Genomic DNA, 25939 nt, shown 5'->3' with positions numbered 1-25939 from the left:
CGCGGTGTACGTGTCGTACGACTACGGCAAGACCTGGAAGAAGGTCAAGGTCACCAACGGCAAGATCAAGGTGAAGAACCCGGCCAAGGGCAAGGGCATCTCCTTCCACGCCAAGATCACCGACAAGAAGAACAACAAGTCGACGATCTCGATCTACAACGCGTACTACGGCAAGTAGGCCGACCGCACGCGTGACACTGCCCGCCGGGAGCACCGCTCCCGGCGGGCAGTTGCCGTTCCGGTCGTAGGCTCAGGGAGCCGACGCTTGCGTCCCCGCCCGGGTCGCGTCCGTGCCCCAGCTCGCCAGCAGGCGCAGCGCCTGCGCGGACGGCGAGCCCGGTTCGGCGTGGTACGTGACCAGGGACTGCTCGCCGTCGTCGGCCAGGCGGAACGTCTCGAAGGACAGCGTCAGTTCGCCCACCAGCGGATGCTGGAGGCGCTTGATGCCGTGGCCCTTCTCCTTGACGTCGTGGGTGGCCCACAGCCGCCTGAACTCCTCGCTCTTCACGGAGAGTTCGCCGACCAGCGCGGACAGCCGCGGGTCGTCCGGATGGCAGCCCGCGTCCATCCGCAGATAGCTGACGATGTCGGACGCCTTGCGGTCCCACTCCACGAACAGCTCGCGGTACCGCGGGTTCAGGAACACCAGGTGCGCCCAGTTCCGCTCCGGCGCCGGCAGCTCGCCCCAGTCCCCGAACAGCGCCGCGGCCATCCGGTTCCACGCGAGGATGTCCGTACGTCGGCCGACGACGTACGCGGGGACGGTGTCGATCGAGTCCAGCAGCTGCCGCAGCCCGCCGCGCACCTGCTGGGTCCGCCCGGCCGGCTTCTTCTTGTGCTGCTTCGGCTTCGCCAGATGCGTCAGATGCGCGTGCTCGGCGTTGCTCAGCCGCAGCGCGCGGGCGATGGAGTCCAGCACCTCCGCCGACACGTTCCGTCCGTTGCCCTGTTCCAGGCGGGTGTAGTACGCCACCGACACCCCGGCGAGCTGGGCCAGCTCCTCGCGCCGCAGCCCCGGCACCCGGCGGTGCCGCCCGAAGTCCGGCAGCCCCACGTCCTCCGGCTTCAGCCGGGCCCGCCGGGTGCGCAGGAACTCGCTGAGCTCGGCACGCCGGTCCAGAGCCGGGCCGGCGGCCTGTACGGGTTCGGGCTGTTCGTCCATGCGTCCAGTATTCCCGGTCGTACGCACAGCAGCCTGACCCCGCCAGTAGTAGGCACAGCGAACGTACGCAAAGCCGTGACCTGGGTGAATGAGGGAGGGACCGGCAGGCTGGGCAGCGTGCCCGGCCGGAAGGCAGCCGGGCCGGCCCCTTCGCGAGGAGAACCCCCGGCATGACCACTGTCGCCGCATACGCCGCACCCGCCGCCAAGGCTCCCCTGGAGCGCACCACCATCGAGCGGCGCGAGGTCGGCGAGTTCGACGTCCTGATCGACATCAAGTTCGCCGGCATCTGCCACTCCGACATCCACCAGGCCCGCGAGGGCTGGGGCGAGGCCCTCTTCCCGATGGTCCCCGGCCACGAGATCGCGGGCGTGGTCTCCGAGGTGGGCACCGGTGTGACGAAGTACCAGGTCGGCGACCGGGTGGGCGTCGGCTGCCTGGTCGACTCCTGCCGTACGTGCGAGAACTGCAGGGCAGGCCTTGAGCAGCACTGCCTCAACGGCGGCATCGGCCCCACCTACAACGCCATCGGCCGCGACGGCACGCCCAACCACGGCGGCTACTCCCAGAAGATCGTCGTCGACGAGAACTTCGTCGTCCGCATCCCCGACGGCCTCTCCCTGGACGTCGCCGCGCCGCTGTTGTGCGCGGGCATCACCACGTACTCCCCGCTCAAGCACTGGGGCGCGGGCCCCGGCAAGAGGGTCGCCGTGGTCGGCCTGGGCGGGCTCGGCCACATGGCCGTCAAGATCGCGCACGCGCTCGGCGCCGAGGTCACCGTCCTGTCGCAGTCCCTGCGCAAGAAGGACGACGGCCTGAAGCTGGGCGCCGACCACTACTACGCCACCAGCGACGAGAAGACCTTCCAGGAGCTCGCCGGCTCCTTCGACCTGATCGTCTCCACGGTCTCGGCGCCGCTCGACTTCGGCGCCTACCTGAGCCTGGTGAAGACCGGCGGCGCCCTGGTCAACGTCGGTGCCCCGGAGGAGCCCGTCGCCCTGAACCTGTTCTCCCTCATCGGCGGCAACAAGACCCTCGCCGGGTCGATGATCGGCGGCATCGCCGAGACCCAGGAGATGCTCGACTTCTGCGCCGAGCACGGCCTGGGCGCCGAGATCGAACTGATCGCCGCGCACGAGATCAACGACGCCTACGAGCGGGTGCTGGCGAGTGACGTCCGGTACCGGTTCGTGATCGACACGGCGACGATCTGACGTTCCAGGCGGGCACCGACGGTGATCGGCTGCGGGCCGGACCTCCTCCGGCCCGCAGCCCGTCGCGGCTGCGCGGAATCGCTCGGCACCCTGGCCTGTTGAGGAGGGAGGATGGACAGGGACCCTGGCCGAGCCGACACACATGGGAGGGCCGTAATGGCGCAGACACAGAGGGCCGTACTGGCCGGCGGATGCTTCTGGGGCATGCAGGAGCTGATCCGCCGGCTCCCGGGCGTGACCGCGACCCGGGTCGGGTACACCGGCGGTGACGTGGAGAACGCCACGTACCGCAACCACGGCACGCACGCGGAGGCCATCGAGATCCTCTACGACCCCACGCAGACCGACTACCGCGCGCTCCTGGAGTTCTTCTTCCAGATCCACGACCCGAGCACCAAGAACCGCCAGGGCAACGACATCGGCCTGAGCTACCGCTCCGCGATCTACTACGTGGACGACGAGCAGAAGCGCATCGCCGAGGACACCATCGCGGACGTGGACGCCTCCGGACTGTGGCCCGGCAAGGTCGTCACCGAGGTGGAGCCGGTCGGCCCCTTCTGGGAGGCCGAACCGGAGCACCAGGACTACCTGCAGCGCTACCCCGACGGCTACACCTGTCACTTCCCGCGCCCGGGGTGGAAGCTGCCCGCGCGCTCGGAGAGCTGACCGCGGGCGCGCCTCCGCCCGGTCAGTGGGGGAGTGTCGCCGGGCTGCCGCCGTTCGCCTCGTAGCCCGCGACCGCCAGCGCGCGGTAGACCGCGAACTCCGCGGCCGGGTCGGGGGAGAGCGTCCAGGGCAGGGCCCCGACATGGCCGTCGACGTGCACCAGCTGGCTCATGGCCTCCGCCCAGCGCTCGGCGCGGACCAGGAAGAAGACCAGCAGATGGCGGACGTGGGCGAGCATCGGGTCGTCCGGGCGGGCGGAGTGCACGGCGTGCAGCGCGCCGTGCATCGCCTTCGTCACGACCTCGCTCTGGTAGAAGCCCCCGACCAGGTTGACCTCGGGCAGGTGCTCGAAGACCGCGAAGAGCGGCATGGCGGCGAGCAGCGAGCCGTGCGGGGCGCGGGCCGCCGCCGCCTCGGCGAAGGTGTAGGCCAGCTCGCGCGAGCCGTGCCACTTCTCGCACCAGTAGTGCAGGGCGGCCAGATGGGCGCCCATGTGGGTCGGGGCGCGGTCCAGGATCTTCAGCCAGAGCTGCTCGAACTCCTGCTGGGAGTAGGCCAGCCCGCGGGCCACCGACAGCTCGACGATGTAGGGGATCGGGTCGCCGGGGGCCAGCAGCGCCGCCTCCGCGCACGCCGCTCTCGCCTCCTCCATGATGATCCGGAACTCGTCGGTGCCGGCCGCGGACGTGCGCCACGCCTGCTGCACCAGGAACTCCGCGTGCACGGCCGCGCCGCCCGCGTCCTTGGGCTGCTCGGCCCGCCACACCCGCAGCCACTGACCGCCGGGGTTGTCGCCGACCCCGCCGGGCCGCTGCGCCAGCTCCAGCGAGGCCGCGCCCGCGAAGGCCTGCACCCGCTGCCAGCGCAGCTCGCCCTCCGCCTCGGTGCCGGCGAGGAGTTGCGAGGCCGCCCGGTAGTCCTGGGTGCGCTGCACCAGGTCGAGGACGTCCAGCAGGTCCTGGTCGGGGCCGGGCATGCGGACGTCCAGCTCCTCCTGCCGTACGAACCCGTAGTTCGAGGGGTCCGCCGCGTCCGGGTGGCCGGGCGAGACCTGCTCGATCATCCCCCGCCGGCGTCGCAGGAACGGCAGCACGACGAAGCCGATCATGACGATCGCCATCAGGACCCAGAGAATCTCCATGCCTCAAGCGTTCCAGACGCCGCTGACAATTGGCCAACCCGGTCCCCTCCCCTGTGGACAACTCCGCCGTCCGTCATCAGCGCCGTCGGCGCACTACGCTCGTGACCCATGAGCGACAGGCACATCAGTCAGCACTTCGAGACGCTCGCCATCCACGCGGGCAACACGGCGGACCCCCTCACCGGGGCGGTCGTCCCGCCGATCTACCAGGTGTCCACCTACAAGCAGGACGGGGTCGGCGGGCTGCGCGGCGGCTACGAGTACAGCCGTAGCGCCAACCCCACCAGGACCGCCCTGGAAGAGAACCTCGCCGCCCTGGAGGGCGGCCGTCGCGGCCTCGCGTTCGCGTCCGGACTGGCGGCCGAGGACTGCCTGCTGCGTACGCTGCTCAGCCCCGGCGACCACGTGGTGATCCCCAACGACGCGTACGGCGGCACGTTCCGCCTCTTCGCGAAGGTCGTCGCCCGGTGGGGCGTGGAGTGGTCGGTCGCCGACACCAGCGACCCCTCCGCCGTACGGGCCGCCATCACCCCGAAGACCAAGGTCGTGTGGGTGGAGACCCCCTCCAACCCGCTGCTCGGCATCACCGACATCGCGGCGGTCGCCCAGATCGCCCGCGACGCGGGCGCGCGGCTCGTCGTCGACAACACCTTCGCCACCCCGTACCTGCAGCAGCCGCTGTCGCTCGGGGCGGACGTCGTGGTGCACTCGCTGACCAAGTACATGGGCGGCCACTCCGACGTCGTCGGCGGCGCGCTGATCGTGGGCGACGAGAGCCTCGGCGAGGAGCTGGCGTTCCACCAGAACGCGATGGGCGCGGTCGCCGGGCCTTTCGACTCCTGGCTGGTGCTGCGCGGCACCAAAACCCTCTCGGTGCGCATGGACCGGCACAGCGAGAACGCCGTGCAGGTCGCCGACATGCTGTCCCGGCACGCGCGCGTGACGAAGGTGCTCTACCCGGGCCTGCCCGAGCACCCCGGCCACGAGGTCGCCGCCAAGCAGATGCGCGCGTTCGGCGGCATGGTCTCCTTCCAGGTCGCCGGCGGCGAGGAGGCGGCCGTCGAGGTCTGCAACCGCGCCGAGGTGTTCACCCTGGGCGAGTCCCTGGGCGGCGTGGAGTCGCTCATCGAGCACCCGGGGCGCATGACGCACGCCTCCGCGGCCGGATCCGCCCTTGAGGTGCCCGCCGACCTCGTGCGCCTGTCCGTGGGCATCGAGAACGTGGAGGACCTGCTGGAGGACCTCAAGCAGGCGCTCGGCTAGACCGTCACCAGCCCGTGAGCGGTGGGGTCGTCTCCGACGGCGGCTCCACCCAGGGACGGGCCAGCAGCGCCCACACGACGAACGCCAGGGCCGCGGCGCACATCAGCAGCCACAGCAGCCGGCGTGCGGCGGTGCGTCGGCGCAGTATGCGCCGGCCGCGGCGGACCGCGTCGGCACAGAGGTCGGGCGGCACCGCGGGCGGCGTCCGCTCCATGATCTGCCGTGCGGCGGCCTCCCGTTCGCTGCGGTTCACGCCTGCCTCCCCGTTCTCACGCCGTCGCCTTCGCCGCGGGCCGCACGGGAGCGGGCGCAGGCCCCCGGGGCGGGTGCAGCACGGTGGCCGTGGCCCGGTCGCAGATCGCTCGGACGCGTTCCCGGGGCAGCCCGAGCAGGGCCGCGGTCTGCTCCTCGGCGACCCCCTCGTACAGCCTGAGAACGAGGATCAGGCGTTCCTGCGGGCCGAGGGCGGCGAGGGGGCTCTCGGGGTGCGGGCGGGCCCGGCCGAGGCCGCCGTAGTGGTGCCACGCCCCATGGGCGAAGCGGGTGGCCAGATGCCGACGGGTGTGGTCGTAGGGATCCTCGCCGCGCAGCCGGTCCCAGGCCGCGTACGTGTGCGCGAGGGAGAGCGCCAGCAGGCGCCGCGCGCGCGGGTTGTCGGCCGGTGCCTCCCCCGTGAGCAGCGTGGCGGTGTGCAGCAGCCGGCCCGCCGCGCCCGCGACGAACGCCTCGAACTCCCGCGCCCGGCGGGCACCTCGGGACGCATGCCGTTCTCGCACCGCGCCTCCCGCCTGTGAGGGCGACCCCTGTGAGGAGTCGGATCCCGGCCACGTACGGGACCCGGTCTCATATGAGGCCAGGGGCGGGCCCGAGGTCAAGAGCCGGACACCACGCGCGCGTACGGAGGTTCAGGAGGCGGGTGCCGGGGCCGGCTCCGCTCCCTGGATGCCGTGGGCGGCCATCCGGGAGGAGAGCGCGGTGTTGAAGCGCGTCAGGAGCGTGCAGAACGCCTCGCGCTCCTCCGGCGCCCAGTCATGGGTCAGTTCGGCCATCAACTGACGCCGGGAGGAGCGCACTTCCTCCAGCCGCGACAGCCCGCGCGGGGAGAGCTGGAGCACCACGGCCCGCCCGTCCTCGGGGTGGGAGGTGCGCTTGACGAGCCCGGTGTCGACGAGCGGGGCCACCTGCCGGGTGACCGTCGAGGAGTCGATTCCCATGCTCGCGGCGAGCGCCTTGACCCCCATGGGGCCTTCCTTGTCGAGCCGGTTGAGCAGCAGGTATGCGGCGCGGTCCATGGAGTTGCGCACCTGCCCGACTCCGCCGAGCCGGGTCTGTTCGGCACGGCGGGCGAACACCGCCACCTCGTGCTGCAGCGTGTCGAGGAGACCGGTGTCACCGACGGTCGACATGTCCATCGACATTCCAGGTGTTGTGGGCATGGCCGGGGGCTCACTTCATGAAGGGGGTGCTGGGTTGGGGGACAGGGTACGCGGCCGGGGGGCGGGCCGTACCGGCGCTGCGCAAACCGGTCTCGGTGGTTGGTCACAGCGGGAGCCCGCGCGTGTGAACTGCGAGACTTGAGTCATGAGCTACCGCAAGGCCGACCTGTTGCCGCCGGTCACTCTCGACGACGTGCGCGGCGCGCAGAAGATGCTCACGGGCGTGGCGCGGGTGACGGCGATGGAGGGCAGCCGGTACCTGTCCCGGCTGGTGGGCGCGCCGGTGCACTTCAAGTGCGAGAACCTCCAGCGGACGGGCTCGTTCAAGCTGCGCGGCGCCTACGTGCGGATCGCGGGTCTGCTGCCCGAGGAGCGCGCCGCGGGCGTGGTGGCGGCGAGCGCCGGGAACCACGCCCAGGGGGTGGCGCTGGCGTCCTCGCTGCTGGGAGTGCGTTCGACGGTGTTCATGCCGAACGGCGCACCGCTGCCGAAGATCAGCGCGACGCGCGAGTACGGCGCCGAGGTGCGGCTGCACGGCCAGGTCGTCGACGAGACGCTGGCCGCCGCGCAGGAGTACGCGGCGCGGACGGGCGCGGTGTTCATCCACCCCTTCGACCACCCCGACGTCATCACGGGCCAGGGCACGGTCGGCCTGGAGATCCTGGAGCAGTGCCCGGAGGTGCGCACGATCGTCCTCGGGATCGGCGGCGGAGGGCTCGCGGCCGGGGTCGCGATCGCGGTGAAGTCGCTCAGGCCCGATGTGCGGATCGTGGGCGTGCAGGCGGCGGGCGCCGCCGCCTATCCGCCCTCGCTGGCGGCCGGGCATCCGGTGTCGATCGAGAACCCGGCGACGATGGCCGACGGCATGAAGGTCGGCCGCCCCGGGGACGTGCCGTTCGAAATCGTTGGCGAGTTGGTCGACGAGGTGCGTACGGTGACGGAGGACGAGCTGTCCGCCGCGCTGCTGCTGTGTCTGGAGCGGGCCAAGCTGGTCGTCGAGCCGGCCGGGGCGAGCCCGGTCGCGGCGCTGCTGAGCGATCCCGGCGCCTTCGAGGGGCCGGTCGTCGCGGTGCTGTCCGGCGGCAACGTCGACCCGGTGCTGATGCAGCGGGTGCTGCGGCACGGCATGGCGGCGCAGGGCCGCTACCTGGCCGTACGGCTGCGGCTGACGGACCGGCCGGGGGCGCTGGCGACACTTCTCGGGGTGTTGTCAGTGGTGGACGCTAACGTCCTCGATGTGAGCCACGTACGGACCGATCCGCGGCTCGGGCTCACGGAGGCGGAGGTGGAGCTGCACCTGGAGACGAAGGGTCCGGAGCACTGCGCCGAGGTCGGCCAGGCGCTGCGCGAGGCGGGCTACACCGTCATCGACTGAGCCGCCGAGCGCAGGAAAGACCAGGTCGGAGCCCCTTTGTCACCCGCACCGGTGAATTCCGTTGAGGGACGCGATACATCGCGTTATGGTGAGAGTCGCGCCACTCATCAAGCGGAACGAAAAGCACGAATCTAGGCTTTCCCAAGCATTCCTGACGAAGTAATCCCCGACGACGTGGAGACTCATATGCCAGGCGCCATCCATGCCGAAGGTCTGGTGAAGACCTTCGGCGACGTACGGGCTCTGGACGGTGTCGACCTCGATGTGCCGGAGGGCACCGTCCTGGGCCTGCTCGGGCCGAACGGCGCGGGCAAGACCACCACCGTCCGCTGTCTGACGACCCTGCTGCGCCCCGACAGCGGCTCGGCCGTCGTCGCGGGCATCGACGTGCTCAGGCACCCCGACGCCGTGCGCCGCTCCATCGGCCTGTCCGGCCAGTTCGCGGCGGTCGACGAATACCTCACCGGCCGCGAGAACCTGCAGATGGTCGGCCAGCTCTACCAGATGCGGTCCAAGGCGGCGAAGGCCCGCGCCGACGAGCTGCTGGAGCAGTTCGATCTCGCCGACGCCGCCGACCGCCCCACCAAGACCTACTCCGGCGGTATGCGCCGCCGCCTCGACCTCGCGGCCGCCCTCGTGGTCTCCCCGCCCGTGATGTTCATGGACGAGCCCACGACCGGCCTCGACCCGCGCAACCGCCAACTGCTGTGGGACGTCATCAAGCGCCTCGTCTCCGGCGGTACGACGCTGCTGCTGACCACCCAGTACCTGGAGGAGGCCGACCACCTCGCCCACGACATCGCCGTGGTGGACCACGGCCGGGTCATCGCCCAGGGCACCTCCGACCAGCTCAAGGCCCGCACCGGCGGCGAGCGCGTCGAGGTCGTGGTGCACGAGCGCGAGCACATCCCGACGGCCGCGGAGGTGCTGCGCGGCTTCGGCAAGGGCGACACCACGGTCGAGGACCACATGCGCAAGCTCACCGTCCCGGTGACCGGCGGCGCCAAGCTCCTCGCCGAGGTCATCCGCGAGCTGGACGCCCGCGGCATCGAGATAGACGACATCGGCCTGCGCCGCCCGACCCTCGACGACGTGTTCCTCTCCCTGACCGGCCACGTCGCCGAGGTGAAGGACGAGGAGAACGGCAGGACCACCGACCAGACCCCCCACCAGGGCACCGACAAGGAGGCCGCCCGATGAGCGCCGTCACCGACGCCGCACGCACCCCGGCCCCCGGCAACGCCGTCAGCCAGTCCGTCCGCGACTCCCTGGTCGTGGCCAAGCGGAACCTGATCCGCATGAGCCGGATTCCGGAGATGGTCATCTTCGGGCTGATCCAGCCCATCATGTTCGTGGTGCTGTTCAGCTACGTCTTCGGCGGCTCCATGAACATCGGTGGCACCACGGACCCCTCCGTGTACCGCGAGTTCCTGATGGCCGGCATCTTCGCCCAGACGGTCACCTTCGCCACCGCCGGGGCGGGCGCGGGCATCGCCGACGACATGCACAAGGGGCTCATCGACCGCTTCCGGTCCCTGCCCATGGCCCGCGGGGCGGTGCTGACCGGGCGGACGCTGGCCGACCTGGTGCAGACGGCGCTCACGCTGTTCGTGCTGGCCATGGTCGCGCTGCTGGTGGGCTGGCGTACCCACACCAGTGTCGGCGAGGTGCTGGCCGCGTTCGCCCTGCTGCTCCTGCTCGGCTACGCGTTCACCTGGGTCGGGGCCCTGATCGGCCTGTCCGTGCGCACCCCCGAGGCGGCCACCTCGGGCGGACTGATCTGGCTCTTCCCGGTCACGTTCATCTCGAACGCGTTCGTGGACTCCAGCCGTATGACGCCCTGGCTGCGCCACGTCGCCGACTGGAACCCGTTCAGCGCCACGGTCCAGGCCTGCCGGGAGCTCTTCGGCAACCCCGGGGTCTCGCCCTCGGACGCCTGGCCGATGCAGCACCCGGTGTGGGCCTCGCTGATCTACTCCGTCCTGATCATCGTGATCTTCCGGACGCTGTCGGTGCGGAAGTACCGCTCGGCGGCGGCATGACGACGCCCCCGGCGTCGCGCGGACGCCGGGGGCGGGTCAGGGGCATGCGGGGGCGGGGTCAGCCGCTGTACGGCTCGGCCTTCAGGATCCGCACCGAGGCCTTCTTGCCGTTCGGCAGCTCGTACTCCGCGTCCTCGCCGACCTTGTGGCCGATCACGCCGGTGCCCAGCGGCGACTGGGGGGAGTAGGTCTCGATGTCGGAGCTCGCGTACTCGCGCGAGGCGAGCAGGAAGGTCATGGTGTCGTCCTCGTCACCGTCGAAGGCGATCGTCACGACCATGCCGGGGGCCACGGCACCGTCCGCGGACGCCTGGGCCTCGCCCACCTGGGCATTCTCCAGGAGCTGGGTCAGCTGGCGCACACGGAGCTCCTGCTTGCCCTGCTCCTCCTTGGCCGCGTGGTACCCGCCGTTCTCGCGCAGGTCGCCCTCCTCGCGCGCAGCCGCGATCTTGGCGGCGATCTCCGTGCGCGCAGGACCAGTAAGGTACGCAAGCTCGTCCTTGAGCTTGTTGTACGCCTCCTGGGTCAGCCAGGTGACGGACTCGCTGGTCTGGGTCACAGGTGCTCCTCGTCGGTACTGGGAATACAAAGCATCGCCCTACCCAGAAGCATGTTCCTTCACGGATGGGCGAAACCACGAGCCTAACAATTCAATGGCTCCAGGGGGAGGACATAAGCCATCAGAATTACGTCAACGCAGGTCAGGCCCTGTGTTTTGCGGGCGAGGACAGGTGCGTTGGTGGCGGACTCAGTCCGCGTGGCAGCCGAGCAGCTCGGCCGTGGTACCCGGTGAGGTTGTACGGAGCGTGACGACCTTGTCGATGCGCGTGGCGTCCCCGTCGAAGCGGAAGTCGGCCCGGCCGACCTCGGCGCCGTTCTCCGCCTGGGAGCGGACCGTGCAGTAGCCGGAGACGCCGGAGTCCTTGTGGACCTCCAGGTGCACCCGCACGGAGTCCTTGGACAGGTCGTACTTGATGATCTCGGCGCTGATCTTGTTCTGGCCGACGTAGTGGTAGGCGAAGTAGCCGACCAGCGCCAGCAGCAGAGCGCCGAGGGCGGCGCCGACGATCTTGAGCGTGCGGTCGGCTCGCTCGTCCGAGGAACGGCCGTAACGGCCCTCGGGTGCGCGCGTGCTCGCCGTACTCATGATCGTCCTCTCGGCCGTATACGGGGGAAACGTCCCGAAAACGTCTCTGGAACCCGACCCCGGAATTATTCAGCCCCCGATTCGGTCACTATAGAAGCCGCCGAACGCACCGACTCACACCGGGTGCGCCGACTTACGAGGATTGAGTCTTGACTGACCAGTTGCGACTGATGGCCGTCCACGCGCACCCCGACGACGAGTCGAGCAAGGGCGCGGCCACCATGGCGAAGTACGTGTCCGAGGGGGTGGACGTGCTGGTCGTGACCTGCACGGGCGGGGAGCGCGGCTCCATCCTCAATCCGAAGCTGCAGGGCGACGCGTACATCGAGGAGCACATCCACGAGGTGCGCAAGAGGGAGATGGACGAGGCCCGCGAGATCCTCGGCGTCCAGCAGGAGTGGCTCGGCTTCGTCGACTCCGGCCTGCCGGAGGGCGACCCGCTGCCGCCGCTGCCCGAGGGCTGCTTCGCCCTGGAGGACGTCGACAAGGCGGCCGGCGAGCTGGTGCGGAAGATCCGTTCCTTCCGTCCCCAGGTGATCACCACCTACGACGAGAACGGCGGCTACCCGCACCCCGACCACATCATGACCCACAAGATCACGATGGTGGCGTTCGAGGGCGCGGCGGACACCGAGAAGTACCCGGAGGACGAGTTCGGCCCGGCGTACCAGCCGCAGAAGCTCTACTACAACCAGGGCTTCAACCGCCCGCGCACCGAGGCCCTGCACCACGCGATGCTGGACCGCGGCCTGGAGTCGCCGTACGGGGACTGGCTCAAGCGGTGGGACGAGTCCGAGCGGGCCGAGCGGACGCTGACCACGCACATTCCGTGCGCCGAGTTCTTCGAGATCCGCGACAAGGCCCTGATCGCGCACGCCACGCAGATCGACCCCGACGGCGGCTGGTTCAGGATCCCGATGGAGATCCAGAAGGAGGTCTGGCCGACGGAGGAGTACGAGCTGGCGAAGTCCCTCGTCGATACCTCCCTCCCCGAGGACGACCTCTTTGCGGGCATCCGCGACAATGCCTGACATGAGCGCAAGCGTGAGCCTGGCAATGACGCACCTCGTCCCCCTCGCCAAGGAGGTGGACGAGGACAAGGTCACCCCCGGCGTCCTCGGCTTCATCGTCTTCGCGGTGATGGCCCTGGCCGTGTGGGGCCTGATGAAGTCGATGAACAAGCACATGGGGAAGGTCTCCTTCGACGAGGCCCCCGACCCGAAGGCGGACGCCGCGGGCGGCGAGGCCGCGAAGGGCTGAGCCCACCCGGTGCGTCCCCCGGCGCGTCACCTCGCGTGGTGCGCCAGTGACAGCAGCAGGTGCGCCGACTCCGGCCGTACGTGGTCGGAGTGCGCGCCCGACCAGCCGCGCCTGCGGACGAACACGTCCGAGGCGTCGACGCTGACGAACCGGTGGTCGAGGGCGTCGTGCGGATACGGCTCGCCCGTGCCGCGCATCCGGATGCCGGAGACCGGCGCGGGCGCGGTCCCGATGCCCGCGTAGCCGACCCCCGGCCCCTTCTCGGCCCGCACGTGCCAGAAGCCGGCGGCGAGATCGGCCTGCGCGTACGTCGCCACGACCGGGCCGTGCAGCGGGGCCGCGTCGAGCGCGGTGAACAGCGTGGCGAAGGCGTCGCGCGGGGCTGCCATCTGGAACAGCAGCATCGAGTCCGCGGTGAACGGCCGGTCCGGCGGCCGGGGCATGCTCCAGCCCAGCGTGGCCGGGCCCTCGGCCGCCCACTGCACCGCCTCGCACAGCACCCGGCACCCGAAGGAGTGCCCGACCAGGTGCAGATACTGCCCCTCGCGCGTGGCGAGCACCGGCGGCGCCGCCGGATCGCCGCGCCGGGCGTCGACGTACCCCAGCAGCTGCCCGAGGACACGGCCCGCATGCCCGTCCGTGCTCAGCGCGTGCGCCCGGTCGCGCATCCTGCGGTACTCGCCCAGTCCGCGCCGGGCACCCGAGGGCCAGCACAGCAGCACTGTCCACGGCCGCCACTCCGGCAGCCCGGGGTACAGCTCCCGCTGCCGCCGGTACTGCCCGTCCGCCAGCCCCAGCAGCCCCTCGGCCATCGCGCGGGCGTCACCGGGCGGGGTGCGCCAGCCGTGCGCGTACACCACGACGTCGGTGGCCCACTCCGGTGGCGTCAGCTCCTCCGCGAAGTGGTCGAGCAGCCGGTCGGCGGGGACGGGACGCAGGCCGCGGGCGGTCTCCTCCAGCAGCCGGCCGTCGGGCCCGAGGTGGACGGCATGGATCTCGTTCACACGGCGGCCCGTTCCAGCCGGGTGTCCATGCCGTTGTGCAGGGCGTAGGCGAAGCCCAGCGGGTTGTGCAGGGTGTCGGCGAAGTGCCGGGCGACGGCGTGCGCGATGCGGCCGGCGGTCTCGGTGCCGTCGAGGTAGCGGGTCAGGAACTCCAGCGCGTACTCGGCCGCGAAGACCTGCGGCATCTCGATCTGCGGGCCCAGCACGCCCCGCGCGCCCGCGTCGATCAGCGCGAGGCTCAGGAACTTGTGGTCGCCGCCGCCCTCGGGCACCCCGGCATGGCAGGCGTTGAGCAGGACGAACGGCTGGAAGGGGGTTTCATCGCCGAAGCGGCGCCGACGGTCCCGTACCGTCTGGGCGTCGATGGTCTTGTTGTCGGTCAGCCGCAGGGCGAGGGAGGCGGGCTGGGAGCCGTTGTCCACGAAGTGGCCGTGGCACCAGAAGTACATCAACTGCTCGTTGAGATCCGCCTGTCCGAGGTCGTTGACCAGCTCGCGGTGGGTCGTGCGCTCCCTGAACCGGGTGCCCTTGTTGAGTACGGCGGCCACCTCGGGGGCTCTGGTACGGCCCCTGCGGTCGATGCGGGTGTCGTGGTTGAGGCTGACGGCCGGTACGGCGGGGGCCTCGCGCAGGCCGACGAGCCAGGGGTAGGCCCCGCCGGTCTGCTCGATCTGGTGGCGGTGGCCGAGGAAGCGGCGGAAGAGGGACGGCGAGTACACCGTCACGTCCTTCCCCTCCAGGCACACCATGGGCCACGGCACATGCAGGTCCGAGTCGAAGCGGACCCGCAGCCCCTCCTCCCGGCCGAGCGCCTCCGTCAGATAGCCGCGGAAGCGCTCGACACGCGGATCGGCCCCGCCGAGGAGCGTGCCGTAGAGGAACTCCGAACCGCACAGGGCGAGTTCGTCGACGATCTCCCGCAACTCCTCGGCCGGACGCGACCGCAGGTCCGTCAGGGACGCGTACGGCTCGTGATCGACGAAGTGCTCCTTCCACTGCCGGCACAGCCGGGCCGCCGCCGCCCGCACGTCGGCCGGGCGCACCGCGAGGTCCACCTTGTGCTCGGTGCCGTGCAGTGACGGCACGGCGGGGCCGTACAGCCGTGCCCTGATGCGGTCCTCGCCCAGGCTGTCCAGGCAGACGGTGACGTCCGGGCCGCGGGTCAGCCGGTCCGGCAGGGTGGTGAACCCGCGGCTGGGGTCCTGCACGACGTGCACATGGAGTTCGGTGGGCATGGCGGGCTAACGTCCGCGGGGTGTGACGGCGTGGGGCGCGCCGCGGCTGCCCGGCTCGTCGTTGTCGAGGATGTCGAGTTCCGTCTCCACCTGCTGCAGGACCGTCCCGGTGCGTTCGAGGGCGATGGTGAACCGGATCCGGTGGGTTCCGGTGCGGTGCGGGACGAAGTCGAACTCGGCACCGTGCTCCGCCAGTCGGGAGGGCCGCAGGAGCGCGGAGGCGGGTTCGAGGGAGGCGCGGGTCAGCGGGAGCGCGGTGGCGGTCAGCCACGGTGCCGCTTCGGCGTCCACCGCCCAGGGGTGGCCGTCCTGGGGCGAGACCCGGACCAGGAGACGGGAGGTCGTCCCGGCGGTGGGGGATTCGTCGAGGAGGGTGATGCGGACGCGGCAGCGGGGGCCGCGGAGGCCGGGACCCGCCTCCGCGAGGTCGTCCCCCGAAGAGGTGAGGACGAGGTCGCGGGCGCGGGCCGGGATGCCGCGGTCGCCTCCGGCGTCCAAGAACGCGCTGATCTCGAGCGTCAGTTGGTCGGCCCACGGCATGTCGACGGGATCGAGGGGCGCGAACCGGTGGGGGTCGCCGCCGTGTACGGCCTGCACAGCCCGCACCCAGGAGCGGCCGCCGCTGTCGTCCAGCAGCTCGAAGTCCGTGTCCGCGGTGGACAGGAACGCGGCCGACAGCTCCGCGCCGGGGACGCGCGCCGCGAGTTCCACCAACGTCCAGGCGCGCCCGTGTGTGCAGCCGATCTCGACGAACTCCCGGTGGATGTCCAGCCATTCCTCCACCCCGACGCCGGGAGACCGGTACCCGTCCGGGGGCGGGAGCAGCGCCGTCCGATGCTGTGTCCAGGCATGACCGAGCGCGTCCTGGCACAGTGCGAAGTACTCGTCGGCATGCGCCCACTGCCACCGCGCTTTGTGGACCCGGCCCGACGCGGCCTCCAGGCGGCCGAGCCAGAGGTGGGTCCAGCCGACGCCCCGGAGGTCCCCGGCGGACTTGTGCGCCGCGATCGCCTCCTCCGCCGTGTCGCGCGCCGGTGTGCCGGCTCCGAGTTGCCCCTGCAGCCGTACGCGTTCGGTGGCCACCCAGTTCTGTCCGCGCACGTCCCCGACGGACCGCAGTGTCCGCTCGGCCTGCGCCAGTTGTCGCCCGGCCTCCGTGGTCAGGCCGCGCAGCAGACTCACCCGGGCGAGATGCAGCAGCGCCCAGCCGCGTCCGCGAGGGCAGTCGAACATCCGGTGCAGGTGGGCGGAGAGCTGTAGATGACGGGTGGCTTCCAGCACCTTGCCCTGGTCGCACAGCACGGCCCCGCGCACCAGGAGGTTCCAGGCGGCGTGGAGGTCCTCCGTCTCGGGCTCCGGGCCCAGCGCGGCCAGGGCGTCGTCCAGATGCCCGCGGTGTTGGTGGTTCGCGGCTCTCTCGTGGACGGCGTAGGGGCTGGTGTCGCCGTCGAGCAGCGCCTGCGCCTCGGTGAGCAGGCCCAGGCCGCGGGCGAGGGAGCACAGGGCGCGGTGCACCTCGCGGCGCTTCTTCATCCTCCGGTGCAGGGCCACGAGCCGGTGGGCGTCCCGGAGGACGGCCAGGGTGGGCGCCAGCGCCGCCGCGAGCTGCCCCGCCCGCGGCATCCCGCGAGGCCCTCGGGCATCCGTCATCAGCGTCATGAACTCGTCGATGTGCCAGGCGAGTTCGGCGGGTGTCAGTGCGGTCGAAGGCCCGTGGTCGGACACCCGCTCGGGCCGTCCGTCCAACCGGGCCGCCGTGTCGTGGGCGGTCTGCCCGGCGGCCTCGGCCATGTCCGACGCCACCACGGCCGAGGACCGGCCCGAGGACATGTACCGGCGCACCGCGTCGCCCACCGGGGCCGGCAGGAAGAACTCGTCCTTGCGCCACCGACGCACCAACTGCTTGCTCAGCAGGCCGTCGAGTTCGCCGTCCCAGTGCAGCGACCGAAGGCCGAAGGGGATACGGGACGGCCGCGCCGCCAGGGTGTCGAGGAGATGGAGTTCCTGGGGAGTGCACTGCTGCAGAGCCAACAGGACGAGCACGTCCGGCCGCTCCTCCACCAGGGCGTGCGGCGGCAGTTCCCGGACGAGTGCACCGGCGATGCGCACGAGCTGCGGGTGCATGCCCGCGGCGGGCGTCACCTCGGCCGAGGAGCCGGAGACGGCCGAGAAGAGCGCGGCGGCGTCCCGTGGCTCCAGCGGCCCCACCTCGTACAGCCGGTCTGCGTGCCGCCAGCCCCGTTTCCGGCGCGAGGTGATGATCACCGTGAGTCTGTCGCAGAGCCGCAGCACCGACAGCAGGCGCCGGGCCGCGGCCGGGCGTACGTCGTCCAGGACCACGACGCGTTCGCCGAGACGACTGCCGCACTCGTTCCGCAGCGTGCGGCCGAACTTCCGGTCGGGCCCCAGGGCCGCCCGGAGGACGGGGCCGCGCGGTGCCCCGCTCTCGGCGAGCAGCCGGAGCAGTACGCCCTCCACGTCCACGGTGTCGCCGAGGGAGAGCCAGTGCACCGGGACCGGGTGCGACCCCGACCTCTCGCGCTCTTCGACGTAGCGCCGTACCGCCTCGGCGGCCAGGGCCGACTTGCCGACGCCCGCCGGTCCGTGCAGGACGAGCACGTAGGGGGAGGTCAGTTCCTGGATGCGGAGGTCGCGGAGTTCCCGCTCCCGCCCCACGAACCCGTCGTCGTCCGGCGGCCCCGTGGGCTTGCGCAGGTCACGTTCCACCGGATCCTCCCCCGCACTCGACCACGCCACCACGTTCCCAGCCGCACGCCCGGCCCGCCAGCAGAACCCGCCACATCACCCCCGGTCCGCCGCGGCCACCCCCACCCCCATGACCTCCCGCGCATGCCGGCCGGGCACCATCCCCAGCCGCCAGGCCTGCCAGCCCGTCTCCAGGCTCACGCCCCGCTCCAGCAGCAGTTGGTAGGCGCCGATGTACTCCTCCAGCTTCTCGTCCCGCAAGGGGTGGCCGGAGCGGGCGAGTTGGGAGAGCTCCTCCTGGGCCACCGCCGTGCCGACTTCGACGCCGCCCGGCGCCGCGTAGGGGAGGAGGGTGCAGCGCAGGAAGCGGGACCAGTCCTCGCCGCGGCGGTCGCCGTAGGAGGTGAAGAGGGTGGTTGCCTCGTCGCACAGGGAGAGGGCCTGCTGATTGCGGGAGTTGCCGGCTTCGACGACCGCGAGTTCCAGGCAGGTCCAGGCCTCGCCGTGGGCGACGCCGATGCGCTGGAAGTCGGCGCGGGCGTCGACGAGGAGCTGGCGGGCGAAGCCGGAGTTGCGCAACGAGCCGGTCTGGGCGGCGCGTTGGTCGCGGGTGGCGCGGGCCGAGTGGTGGCGGGCGCAGGCCAGGCCGTAGACGTCCCGGATGCGGGAGAACATCGTGCGGGAACGTTCCAGTTCGCGGACGGCGAGGTCCAGGCTGCCGGTCTCCTCCAGGGCCTGGCCCAGGTAGTAGACCGTCCAGGCCTCGCCGCGGGCGTCCTCGTTGTCGCGGTGCCGGGAGGCCGCCTGCCGCAGGCCGTCGACCGCGGGGGAGGGGTCGCCGGCGACCAGGCGGGCGCGGGCCAGCTGGGTCAGCGCCCAGGCCTCGCCGCGGGCGTCGCGGGTACGGCCGTACAGGTCGAGGGCGGTGTGCAGTTCCTGCTCCGCGCGCGGGACGTCGCCCATGCGCAGGCCGAGCTGGCCCAGCTGGAAGTGGGCCCAGGCCTCGCCGTGCACCGAGCCGCCCGCGCGGTGCAGCTCAAGGGAACGGTTCAGCAGGTCCCACGCCTCCGACAGACGCGCGCGGTCGCGTTCCACGGCGGCCAGGGCGTGCATGGTCCAGGCCCGGTCAGTGGCGAGCTGGGGCGGCTGCTGGAGGTCCAGGGCCTCCCGCAGTTTCCGCTCGGCCTCCGCCAGCCGGCCCTGGTGGTGCAGGGTGATGCCGAGGGAGCACAGGGCGCGGGCCGCTCCCGCGTCGTGATGGGCCTCCAGGTACAGGTCGACGACCGACGCCAGCGTCGTACGCGCCTTGTCCAGCTCGCCGAGCTGGCGTGCCGCGATGCCCGTGCGCCACTGCACCGACCGCATCAGCAGGCCCTGGTCGACGTCCTGGGCCAGCTCGCTGATCTCGCCCAGCCGGTACAGGTCGCCGCGCAGCAGGCAGTAGTCGCACAGCGCGCCCAGCAGCTCCAGCACCGCCGCCTGGTTCACGCCCTCCGCCTGCCGCAGTGCCGCCGTGATGAAGCTCGACTCGTCGTCCAGCCAGCGCAGCGCCTCGTCGAGGGAGGTGAAGCCGTGCGGGCTGAACCGGTCCGAGCGGGTCGACATGTTGCCGTCGACCAGGCGCAGCACCGAGTCGGCGAGGTCCGCGTAGTTGACGATCAGCCGTTCCTGCGCCGCCGCCCGCTCGGTGGGCTCCTCCTCGTCCAGGAGGCGGGCGTGGGCGAAGGCGCGGACCAGGTCGTGCAGCCGGTAACGGCTGCCGCGGACATGGTCGATCAGCCCCGCGTCGGAGAGGGCGACCAGGTGGCGGGTGGCCTCCGTCTCGTCCGTCGCCAGCAGGGCGGCCGCCGCCGCGGTGCCCAGGGACGCCCGCCCGGCCAGCGCGAGCCGGCGCAGCAGCCGCCGGGCCGGCTCCGACTGGTCGGTGTAGCGCAGCCACAGCGCCCGCTCCACCGGCTCCACCGGACCGTAGGCGCCCAGATCGGCCGCGAGCCGGCGCGGTGAACGCGGGCCCAGCGAGGAGCCCGCGATCCGCAGCGCCAGCGGCAGGCCGCCGCACAACGTGCGGATCTCGTCGGCGGATTCGGCGTCGTAGGGCCCGGAGGCGTCCTGCGCCGCCGCGCCCAGCAGCTCCTCGGCACCCGCCTCCTCAAGGGGCTCCACCGGCAGCCGGTGCACCCAGGCCGCGAGGTCGGCCGGCAGGTCGAGCGGGTCCCGGGCGGTGACCAGGACCAGGCTGTCGGAGCGTTCGGGGACGAGGGTACGGACCTGCTCGGCGTCGGAGGCGTCGTCGAGGACGATCGTCACCGGCAGCCCCGTCAGATGCTGGTGGTACAGCTCGCCGAGCCGCTTGACCTGCTGGTCGGGGGAGGAACGCTCACGGAACAGCAACTGCTCACGGGGGGCGCCCAGCCGGTTCAGCAGGTGCAGCAGGGCGTCCCGGGTGGACAGCGGCGGCTCCTCCCCGCTGCCGCCGCGCAGATCGACCAGGCACGCGCCGCGGAACTGGTCCTTCAGATCGTGCGCGGCCCGCACCGCCAGCGCCGTACGGCCGCTGCCGGGCGCCCCGTGCAGCATCACGACCGTCGGCCGGGTCTCGGTGCTCGCGCGGGCCGCCTGCACCCACTGCCGGATCCGCGCCAGCTCCTGCCGCCGCCCCGCGAACGGCTCCTCCGCCTCCGGGAGTTGACCGAAGGACTGCTCCAGCACACTGCGGCCGCGGGCCGCCGCGCTCTTGTCGGTGCCGCGCAACTGCGGCCCCGGCTTCTTGGGCCCCGTGGACGCGCTCAGCACCCGCTGCTGGTCCAGGAACGGGCGGATCCCGCGTACCTCCAGCGCGGTCAGCCACTGCAACCGCAACTGCTCCGGGCCGCCGGGCTGGCCGACGGCACCCGCCCGGTGGTGCGCGGCCGGCAGATGCACCCCGGCCACCTTCACCACGGTCGTCGCCGCACCGACCACCCCCACGGTCACGCCCGCCCCGAGCGCCGTCCCCGCGCCCGTGCCGAGCGCCAGGTCGGCGACCACTGTGGCGACCCCCGCCACGCCCGCCACCAGCAGCGGGGTCCCGCCGCCCTCGCGCGCGTACCGCTGCCCGAAGGTGAGCCGCCCGGCCTCCGCCTCGTCCAGGGCGCGGGTGTACGCCTCGTACTCCTCGGCCGCGGTCTGCGCCATCGCGTCCAGCGCGCCCCGCGCCCGCGACAGCAGCACACCGCCGTCGATCCGTCCGCCCGAGCGCCGCACCTCCTCCTCCACGGCCCGGGCCAACAGCCGCTCGGCCTCCATCCGGTGGCTGTCCCGCATGTCACGTCCCCCTCCTGCGGCAACGGCAGTTCTTGGTCAAGTGTGCTGCGGACGCGGCGCCGTGGGGAGGGGGCGGGGAGACCGGCGGCCGACGGGATCCTTCACGGCTGGTTGCCCGGCGGGAACGCGCGGCGGTAGTGGCCCGGCGGTACGCCGAACTGCTTGAGGAAGTGGTGACGCAGGTTGTTGGCCGTGCCGAGGCCGCTCAGTTCGCTGATCCTCTCGATCGGGAGGTCCGTCGATTCGAGCAGGCTCTGGGCGCGTCCGAGGCGCTGGTTGAGGATCCACTGCAGCGGCGTGGTGCCGGTGGCCGCGTGCAGACGGCGGTAGAACGTGCGCGGGCTCATCGACGCGCGCCGCGCCAGGTCCTGCACGGTGAGGGGCCCGTCGAGGTGGGCGCGGGCCCAGTCGAGCACCGGGCTCAGCCGGTCGTCGTCGGCGTGCGGGACGGCGAGGTCGATGAACTGGGCCTGGCCGCCGGGCCGGTGGGCGGGCACCACCATGCGGCGGGCGAGCTGGTTGGCGATGTGGGCGCCGAGATCGCGGCGGACCAGGTGCAGGCAGAGGTCGAGGCCCGCGGTCAGGCCCGCGCTGGTGAGGACGTCGCCGTCGTCGACGTACAGCACGGAGTCGTCCACCCGCACCTTCGGGTAGCGCTCGGCGAGTTGGGCGGTGTGCATCCAGTGCGCGGTGGCCGGGCGCCCGTCGAGCAGGCCGGCCTCGGCGAGCGCGAAGGCGCCGTTGCACAGGGAGACCATGCGGGCGCCGGAGTCGTAGGCCCGTCGCAACGCGGTGATCAGCGCCGGGGGCAGCGGCTCGCCCTCCTCGACGCACGCGTCCGGGACCGAGGGCACGATCACCGTGCCCGCGCCGACGAGGTCGTCGAGGCCGTGCGGGGTCCGCAGCGCGAATCCCGCGCCGGCGGGGCCGGATCCGTCCTCGCCGGTCCCGCACAGCCGCAACTCGTACCAGGGGTCGGCCAGATCGCGCTGCGGGGTCCCGAAGACCGCGCAGGCGATGCTCAGTTCGTACAGGTCCCACGACGGGGCGGTGATGTGCCCGGGGACGACCACGGCGACGGAACCGGTACCCATACCCATGCCGAAAGGCTATGGCAGGAATTTGGTGAACGCCGTCACCGGTGTCACTGTCCCGCGCCCCGGCGCGCTGCCACCGTGGTCGGTACGTGATCAACCGTCACCCACCGAACCATGAGGAGCTGTGCCATGAACCCCGACCGCCAGGCCGTCGCTGTCACCGTCGTCGGACTCGGCTCGATGGGCTCGGCGCTGGCCGCCGCGTTCCTGGACCGCGGCCACCCGACGACCGTGTGGAACAGGTCGCCGCACAAGGCGCGGGCGCTCGTCGAACGCGGCGCCCGCCAGGCGGCGACCCCGGCGGAGGCGATCGAGGCGAGTGAGCTGACCGTCGTCTGCGTACTGGACTACGACGTGATGCACACCCTCCTCGACCCCGTCGCCGACGCCCTCGCGGGCAAGACGCTCATCAACCTGACGTCGGGTTCGCCGGAGCAGGCGAACGAGGCCGCCCACTGGGCCGGGACCCACGGCGCGCGGTACCTCGACGGCGCGGTCATGACGACCCCGCCGGGGGTCGGCGCCGGGATGATGTTCCTGTACAGCGGTGCGCGCGACGTCTTCGACTCCCGGCGGACGGCGCTGGAGGCCCTGGGCGACCCGGTGTTCCTCGGCGAGGACCCCGGGCTCGCCTCCCTCTACGACGCCGCCCTGCTCGGCCTGATGTGGGCCACCATGACCGGGTGGCTGCACGGCACCGCGCTGGTCGGCGCCGAGAAGACGCCGGCGACCGACTTCACCCCGGTGGCGATCCGCTGGCTCACCACCGTCGCCGGGTTCCTGACCACGTACGCGCCCCAGGTCGACGCCGGCCGCTATCCCGGGGACGACGCCACCATCGACGTACAGATCGCGACCGTCGACCACCTCATCCACGCCGCCGCGCACCGGGGCGTCGACACCGCCCTGCCCGAGCTGCTGCGGGACACCATGCGCAGGGCCCACCGGGCGGGGCACGGATCCGACAGCTACGCGGCCGTCATCGAGGTGCTGAAGCGGCAGGAAGGCGGCAAATGACCGTGACGGCAACCCGGTTCGCCTACGACGACAAGCGCGCCGCCGGTCGCTGGAGCGGCCTCCTCACCGCGACCGCCCAGGAGTGCCTGGCCGTGCTCCACGAGCGGGCCGGCCGGGACTGGACACGCCCCGCCCACGGCCTCGACTGGACGTGCCGGCAGACCCTCGGCCATCTGGCCCTCGGCCTGACCGGATACGCCGGACTGCTCATCGCCCGCCCGCAGGACAGGTATGTGGCCCTGCACGCCTCGCTCGACCCCGAGGCCTCCGTCGACGTCTGCCTGGAAGGAGTCGGGATCGCCGCCTCGCTGCTCGCCCGGACGGTCGACTCCACGCCCGGCGACGTCCGGGCGTGGCACCCCTGGGGCCACTCCGACAGCTCCGGCTTCGCGGCCATGGGAGCCGTCGAACTCGCCCTGCACACCTACGACATCACCGCCGCCCTCGGCACCCCGCACCCCCCGTCGGACAGCCTCGCCGAAGCCGTCCTCAGCCGCCTCTTCCCCGAGGCCCCGCCCGGCCACCGCCCCTGCGACACCCTCCTGTGGTCCACCGGCCGAGCCGCCCTCCCCGGCCTGGGCCGCCGCTCCGCCTGGCAGTGGGACGGAACCGTCCGCTGACACCGCCCGAGAACCGGCTCGGGACCTCGGACGACCCGCCCACGCCGCCGACCGACCGGCATCCGACCCCGTTCGCACGCCGCCCCGTGGCGCATGGGCGGGGCGGCGGCCGGTGCGCAAGGATGGGGGTATGCCGAACCGACTTGCGCAGGCCACGTCCCCGTACCTCCTCCAGCACGCGGACAACCCCGTCGACTGGTGGCCCTGGGAGGCCGACGCGTTCGAGGAAGCCCGGCGGCGTGACGTCCCCGTGTTCCTGAGCGTCGGCTACAGCGCCTGCCACTGGTGTCATGTCATGGCGCACGAGTCCTTCGAGGACCAGGAGACGGCCGACTACCTCAACGCCCACTTCGTCAGCATCAAGGTCGACCGCGAGGAACGGCCCGACGTGGACGCCGTCTACATGGAGGCCGTGCAGGCGGCGACCGGGCAGGGGGGCTGGCCCATGACGGTGTTCCTGACGCCCGAGGCCGAGCCCTTCTACTTCGGGACCTACTTCCCGCCCGCGCCCCGGCACGGCATGCCGTCGTTCCGGCAGGTGCTGGAGGGGGTCGGGCAGGCCTGGAGGGATCGCCGGGACGAGGTCGCCGAGGTCGCCGGGAAGATCGTGCGGGACCTGGCGGGGCGGGAGATCTCCTACGGGGGCACGGAGGCGCCCGGTGAGGAGGAGCTGGCGCAGGCGCTGCTCGGGCTCACCCGGGAGTACGACCCGCAGCGCGGCGGCTTCGGGGGTGCGCCCAAGTTCCCGCCGTCCATGGTCGTCGAGTTCCTGCTGCGGCACCATGCGCGGACCGGGTCCGAGGGGGCCCTGCAGATGGCGCAGGACACCTGTGAGCGGATGGCGCGGGGCGGGATCTACGACCAGCTCGGGGGCGGGTTCGCGCGGTACTCCGTGGACCGGGACTGGGTGGTGCCCCACTTCGAGAAGATGCTGTACGACAATGCGCTGTTGTGTCGGGTCTACGCTCATCTCTGGCGGGCCACCGGATCGGAACTGGCGCGGCGCGTGGCGCTGGAGACCGCCGACTTCATGGTGCGTGAACTGCGCACGGCCGAAGGCGGGTTCGCCTCCGCCCTCGACGCCGACAGCGACGACGGGACCGGCAAGCACGTCGAGGGCGCCTACTACGTGTGGACGCCCGAGCAGCTCCGGCAGGCCCTCGGCGACGACGCCGAACTCGCCGCGCAGTACTTCGGCGTGACCGAGGAGGGCACCTTCGAGCACGGCGCGTCCGTGCTCCAACTGCCACAGCACCAGAGCGTGTTCGACGCCGGGAAGGTCGCCTCCGTCAAGGAGCGGCTCCTCGGCGTGCGTGCCGAGCGGCCCGCCCCCGGACGCGACGACAAGATCGTCGCCGCCTGGAACGGCCTGGCGATCGCCGCGCTGGCCGAGACCGGCGCCTACTTCGACCGCCCCGACCTCGTCGAGGCCGCGCTCGGCGCCGCCGATCTCCTCGTACGGCTGCACCTGGACGAGCAGGCGCGGATCGCGCGTACCAGCAAGGACGGGCGGGTGGGCGCCCATGCGGGGGTGCTGGAGGACTACGCCGATGTCGCGGAGGGGTTCCTGGCGCTCGCGTCCGTGACGGGGGAGGGGGTGTGGCTGGAATTCGCCGGGTTCCTGCTCGACCACGTCCTCGCCCGGTTCGTCGACGAGGAGTCGGGGGCGCTGTTCGACACGGCCTCCGACGCCGAGCGGCTCATCCGCCGGCCGCAGGACCCGACCGACAACGCCGCCCCGTCCGGCTGGACCGCGGCGGCGGGCGCGCTGCTGAGCTATGCCGCGCAGACCGGCGCCGAGCCCCATCGTGCCGCCGCGGTAAGGGCGTTGGGCGTGGTGAAGGCGCTCGGGCCGCGCGTGCCGCGGTTCATCGGCTGGGGGCTGGCCGTCGCCGAGGCGCAGCTCGACGGGCCGCGCGAGATCGCGGTGGTCGGGCCCGCGCTCGACGACCCCGCCACAAAGGCCTTGCACCGTACGGCACTTCTCGGCACCGCCCCCGGCGCTGTGGTAGCCGTGGGGCTGCCGGGGCGCGAGGAACTGCCGCTGCTCGCGGACCGGAGTCTCGTCGGCGGTGAACCGACCGCTTATGTCTGCCGTAACTTCACTTGTGACGCCCCCACGACCGAAGTAGAGCGGCTGCGGGCGGCGTTGCGCGGCTGAGGTAGTCACACTCGGCCGAAACACGCTATTTATCGGAAGGGCCCCCACGCTTCACAGTTCCCCCCTAACCTCTCCACAGTGGCGCGACGG

General features: G+C 72.1%; 23 protein-coding genes. 11 read left to right on the top strand and 12 right to left on the bottom strand.

What is annotated here, in order from left to right; all coding sequences use genetic code 11:
* Window positions 1–250: 250 nt before the first annotated feature.
* Window positions 251–1162, bottom strand: a complete 912-nt coding sequence (locus tag ICC28_RS31375) for a helix-turn-helix domain-containing protein (protein WP_188292147.1) — start codon at window positions 1160–1162, stop codon at window positions 251–253.
* A gap of 170 nt (window positions 1163–1332) precedes the next feature.
* Here ICC28_RS31375 and ICC28_RS31370 point away from each other — a divergent pair, with 170 nt between their 5' ends.
* Together ICC28_RS31370 and msrA are read left to right on the top strand one after the other, a co-directional pair.
* Window positions 1333–2376 (top strand): NAD(P)-dependent alcohol dehydrogenase, encoded by a 1044-nt coding sequence (locus ICC28_RS31370; protein WP_188292146.1) that lies wholly within the window; start codon window positions 1333–1335, stop codon window positions 2374–2376.
* 156 nt (window positions 2377–2532) lie between these two features.
* Complete coding sequence (msrA, locus tag ICC28_RS31365) at window positions 2533–3042, top strand: peptide-methionine (S)-S-oxide reductase MsrA (RefSeq protein WP_411158634.1); 510 nt, start codon at window positions 2533–2535, stop codon at window positions 3040–3042.
* 22 nt (window positions 3043–3064) lie between these two features.
* Here msrA and ICC28_RS31360 read toward each other — a convergent pair whose 3' ends face one another.
* The gene (locus ICC28_RS31360) at window positions 3065–4183 is read right to left on the bottom strand and encodes a hypothetical protein (RefSeq protein WP_188292144.1); all 1119 of its coding nucleotides are present in this window, start codon (window positions 4181–4183) and stop codon (window positions 3065–3067) included.
* 108 nt (window positions 4184–4291) lie between these two features.
* Between ICC28_RS31360 and ICC28_RS31355 the strand changes: the two genes are divergently transcribed.
* Window positions 4292–5446, top strand: coding sequence for a cystathionine gamma-synthase (locus ICC28_RS31355; protein ID WP_188292143.1), 1155 nt, complete (start codon window positions 4292–4294; stop codon window positions 5444–5446).
* Window positions 5447–5450: 4 nt separating this feature from the next.
* Here the strand turns inward: ICC28_RS31355 and ICC28_RS31350 are convergent, their stop codons facing one another.
* From ICC28_RS31350 to ICC28_RS31340, 3 genes are all read right to left on the bottom strand, one after another.
* Window positions 5451–5699 carry a hypothetical protein gene (locus ICC28_RS31350; RefSeq protein ID WP_188292142.1) on the bottom strand — a complete coding sequence of 83 codons (249 nt, stop codon included), beginning with the start codon at window positions 5697–5699 and terminating at the stop codon, window positions 5451–5453.
* A 16-nt stretch (window positions 5700–5715) separates the two neighbouring features.
* A complete protein-coding gene (locus tag ICC28_RS31345; protein ID WP_188292141.1) occupies window positions 5716–6222 on the bottom strand; it encodes a sigma factor-like helix-turn-helix DNA-binding protein in 507 nt (168 codons plus the stop codon).
* Window positions 6223–6351: 129 nt separating this feature from the next.
* The gene (locus ICC28_RS31340) at window positions 6352–6864 is read right to left on the bottom strand and encodes a MarR family winged helix-turn-helix transcriptional regulator (protein ID WP_188292163.1); all 513 of its coding nucleotides are present in this window, start codon (window positions 6862–6864) and stop codon (window positions 6352–6354) included.
* Between the two features lie 163 nt (window positions 6865–7027).
* Here ICC28_RS31340 and ilvA point away from each other — a divergent pair, with 163 nt between their 5' ends.
* From ilvA to ICC28_RS31325, 3 genes are all read left to right on the top strand, one after another.
* Entirely contained in the window at window positions 7028–8257 is a 1230-nt protein-coding gene (gene ilvA, locus ICC28_RS31335) for a threonine ammonia-lyase (protein ID WP_188292140.1), read from the top strand.
* 186 nt (window positions 8258–8443) lie between these two features.
* On the top strand, window positions 8444–9457 hold the full coding sequence (locus ICC28_RS31330) for an ATP-binding cassette domain-containing protein (RefSeq protein WP_188292139.1): 1014 nt from the start codon (window positions 8444–8446) through the stop codon (window positions 9455–9457).
* Window positions 9454–10299 (top strand): ABC transporter permease, encoded by an 846-nt coding sequence (locus tag ICC28_RS31325; RefSeq protein ID WP_188292138.1) that lies wholly within the window; start codon window positions 9454–9456, stop codon window positions 10297–10299. The genes ICC28_RS31330 and ICC28_RS31325 overlap by 4 nt, the downstream gene beginning before the upstream one ends.
* A 58-nt stretch (window positions 10300–10357) precedes the next feature.
* On the opposite strand, the gene greA is transcribed toward ICC28_RS31325, so the two are convergent.
* Together greA and ICC28_RS31315 are read right to left on the bottom strand one after the other, a co-directional pair.
* A complete protein-coding gene (greA, locus tag ICC28_RS31320; protein WP_188292137.1) occupies window positions 10358–10858 on the bottom strand; it encodes a transcription elongation factor GreA in 501 nt (166 codons plus the stop codon).
* A 189-nt stretch (window positions 10859–11047) separates the two neighbouring features.
* Window positions 11048–11446 (bottom strand): DUF4307 domain-containing protein, encoded by a 399-nt coding sequence (locus tag ICC28_RS31315; protein WP_188292136.1) that lies wholly within the window; start codon window positions 11444–11446, stop codon window positions 11048–11050.
* A gap of 170 nt (window positions 11447–11616) precedes the next feature.
* On the opposite strand from ICC28_RS31315, the gene mca reads away from it, so the two are divergent.
* Both mca and ICC28_RS31305 read left to right on the top strand, forming a co-directional pair.
* Complete coding sequence (gene mca, locus ICC28_RS31310) at window positions 11617–12477, top strand: mycothiol conjugate amidase Mca (protein ID WP_188292162.1); 861 nt, start codon at window positions 11617–11619, stop codon at window positions 12475–12477.
* Window positions 12470–12706, top strand: coding sequence for a hypothetical protein (locus ICC28_RS31305; protein WP_188292135.1), 237 nt, complete (start codon window positions 12470–12472; stop codon window positions 12704–12706). The genes mca and ICC28_RS31305 overlap by 8 nt, the downstream gene beginning before the upstream one ends.
* A 26-nt stretch (window positions 12707–12732) precedes the next feature.
* Here the strand turns inward: ICC28_RS31305 and ICC28_RS31300 are convergent, their stop codons facing one another.
* The 5 genes from ICC28_RS31300 to ICC28_RS31280 all read right to left on the bottom strand — a co-directional run bounded on the left by ICC28_RS31300 (window position 12733) and on the right by ICC28_RS31280 (window position 22048).
* The gene (locus ICC28_RS31300) at window positions 12733–13710 is read right to left on the bottom strand and encodes a hypothetical protein (RefSeq protein WP_188292134.1); all 978 of its coding nucleotides are present in this window, start codon (window positions 13708–13710) and stop codon (window positions 12733–12735) included.
* Entirely contained in the window at window positions 13707–14945 is a 1239-nt protein-coding gene (locus ICC28_RS31295; RefSeq protein WP_188292133.1) for a CHAT domain-containing protein, read from the bottom strand. The genes ICC28_RS31300 and ICC28_RS31295 overlap by 4 nt, the downstream gene beginning before the upstream one ends.
* Before the next feature lie 6 nt (window positions 14946–14951).
* Window positions 14952–17672 carry an NB-ARC domain-containing protein gene (locus tag ICC28_RS31290; protein WP_188292132.1) on the bottom strand — a complete coding sequence of 907 codons (2721 nt, stop codon included), beginning with the start codon at window positions 17670–17672 and terminating at the stop codon, window positions 14952–14954.
* Window positions 17673–17747: 75 nt separating this feature from the next.
* Window positions 17748–20954, bottom strand: coding sequence for a tetratricopeptide repeat protein (locus ICC28_RS31285; RefSeq protein ID WP_188292131.1), 3207 nt, complete (start codon window positions 20952–20954; stop codon window positions 17748–17750).
* A 101-nt stretch (window positions 20955–21055) separates the two neighbouring features.
* On the bottom strand, window positions 21056–22048 hold the full coding sequence (locus ICC28_RS31280) for a GlxA family transcriptional regulator (RefSeq protein ID WP_188292161.1): 993 nt from the start codon (window positions 22046–22048) through the stop codon (window positions 21056–21058).
* Window positions 22049–22180: 132 nt separating this feature from the next.
* Between ICC28_RS31280 and ICC28_RS31275 the strand changes: the two genes are divergently transcribed.
* The 3 genes from ICC28_RS31275 (at window position 22181) to ICC28_RS31265 (ending at window position 25849) form a co-directional block, all read left to right on the top strand.
* On the top strand, window positions 22181–23068 hold the full coding sequence (locus tag ICC28_RS31275; protein ID WP_188292130.1) for an NAD(P)-dependent oxidoreductase: 888 nt from the start codon (window positions 22181–22183) through the stop codon (window positions 23066–23068).
* Complete coding sequence (locus tag ICC28_RS31270) at window positions 23065–23688, top strand: maleylpyruvate isomerase N-terminal domain-containing protein (RefSeq protein WP_223189982.1); 624 nt, start codon at window positions 23065–23067, stop codon at window positions 23686–23688. The genes ICC28_RS31275 and ICC28_RS31270 overlap by 4 nt, the downstream gene beginning before the upstream one ends.
* Before the next feature lie 130 nt (window positions 23689–23818).
* Entirely contained in the window at window positions 23819–25849 is a 2031-nt protein-coding gene (locus ICC28_RS31265; RefSeq protein ID WP_188292129.1) for a thioredoxin domain-containing protein, read from the top strand.
* Window positions 25850–25939: the final 90 nt, after the last annotated feature.

The sequence above is a fragment of the Streptomyces sp. TRM68416 genome, from assembly GCF_014596915.1.
In the GTDB taxonomy this organism is placed as follows: domain Bacteria; phylum Actinomycetota; class Actinomycetes; order Streptomycetales; family Streptomycetaceae; genus Streptomyces.
The sequence above is the reverse complement of the archived record's forward strand: the minus strand, read 5'-3'. Positions and strand labels throughout refer to the sequence as shown.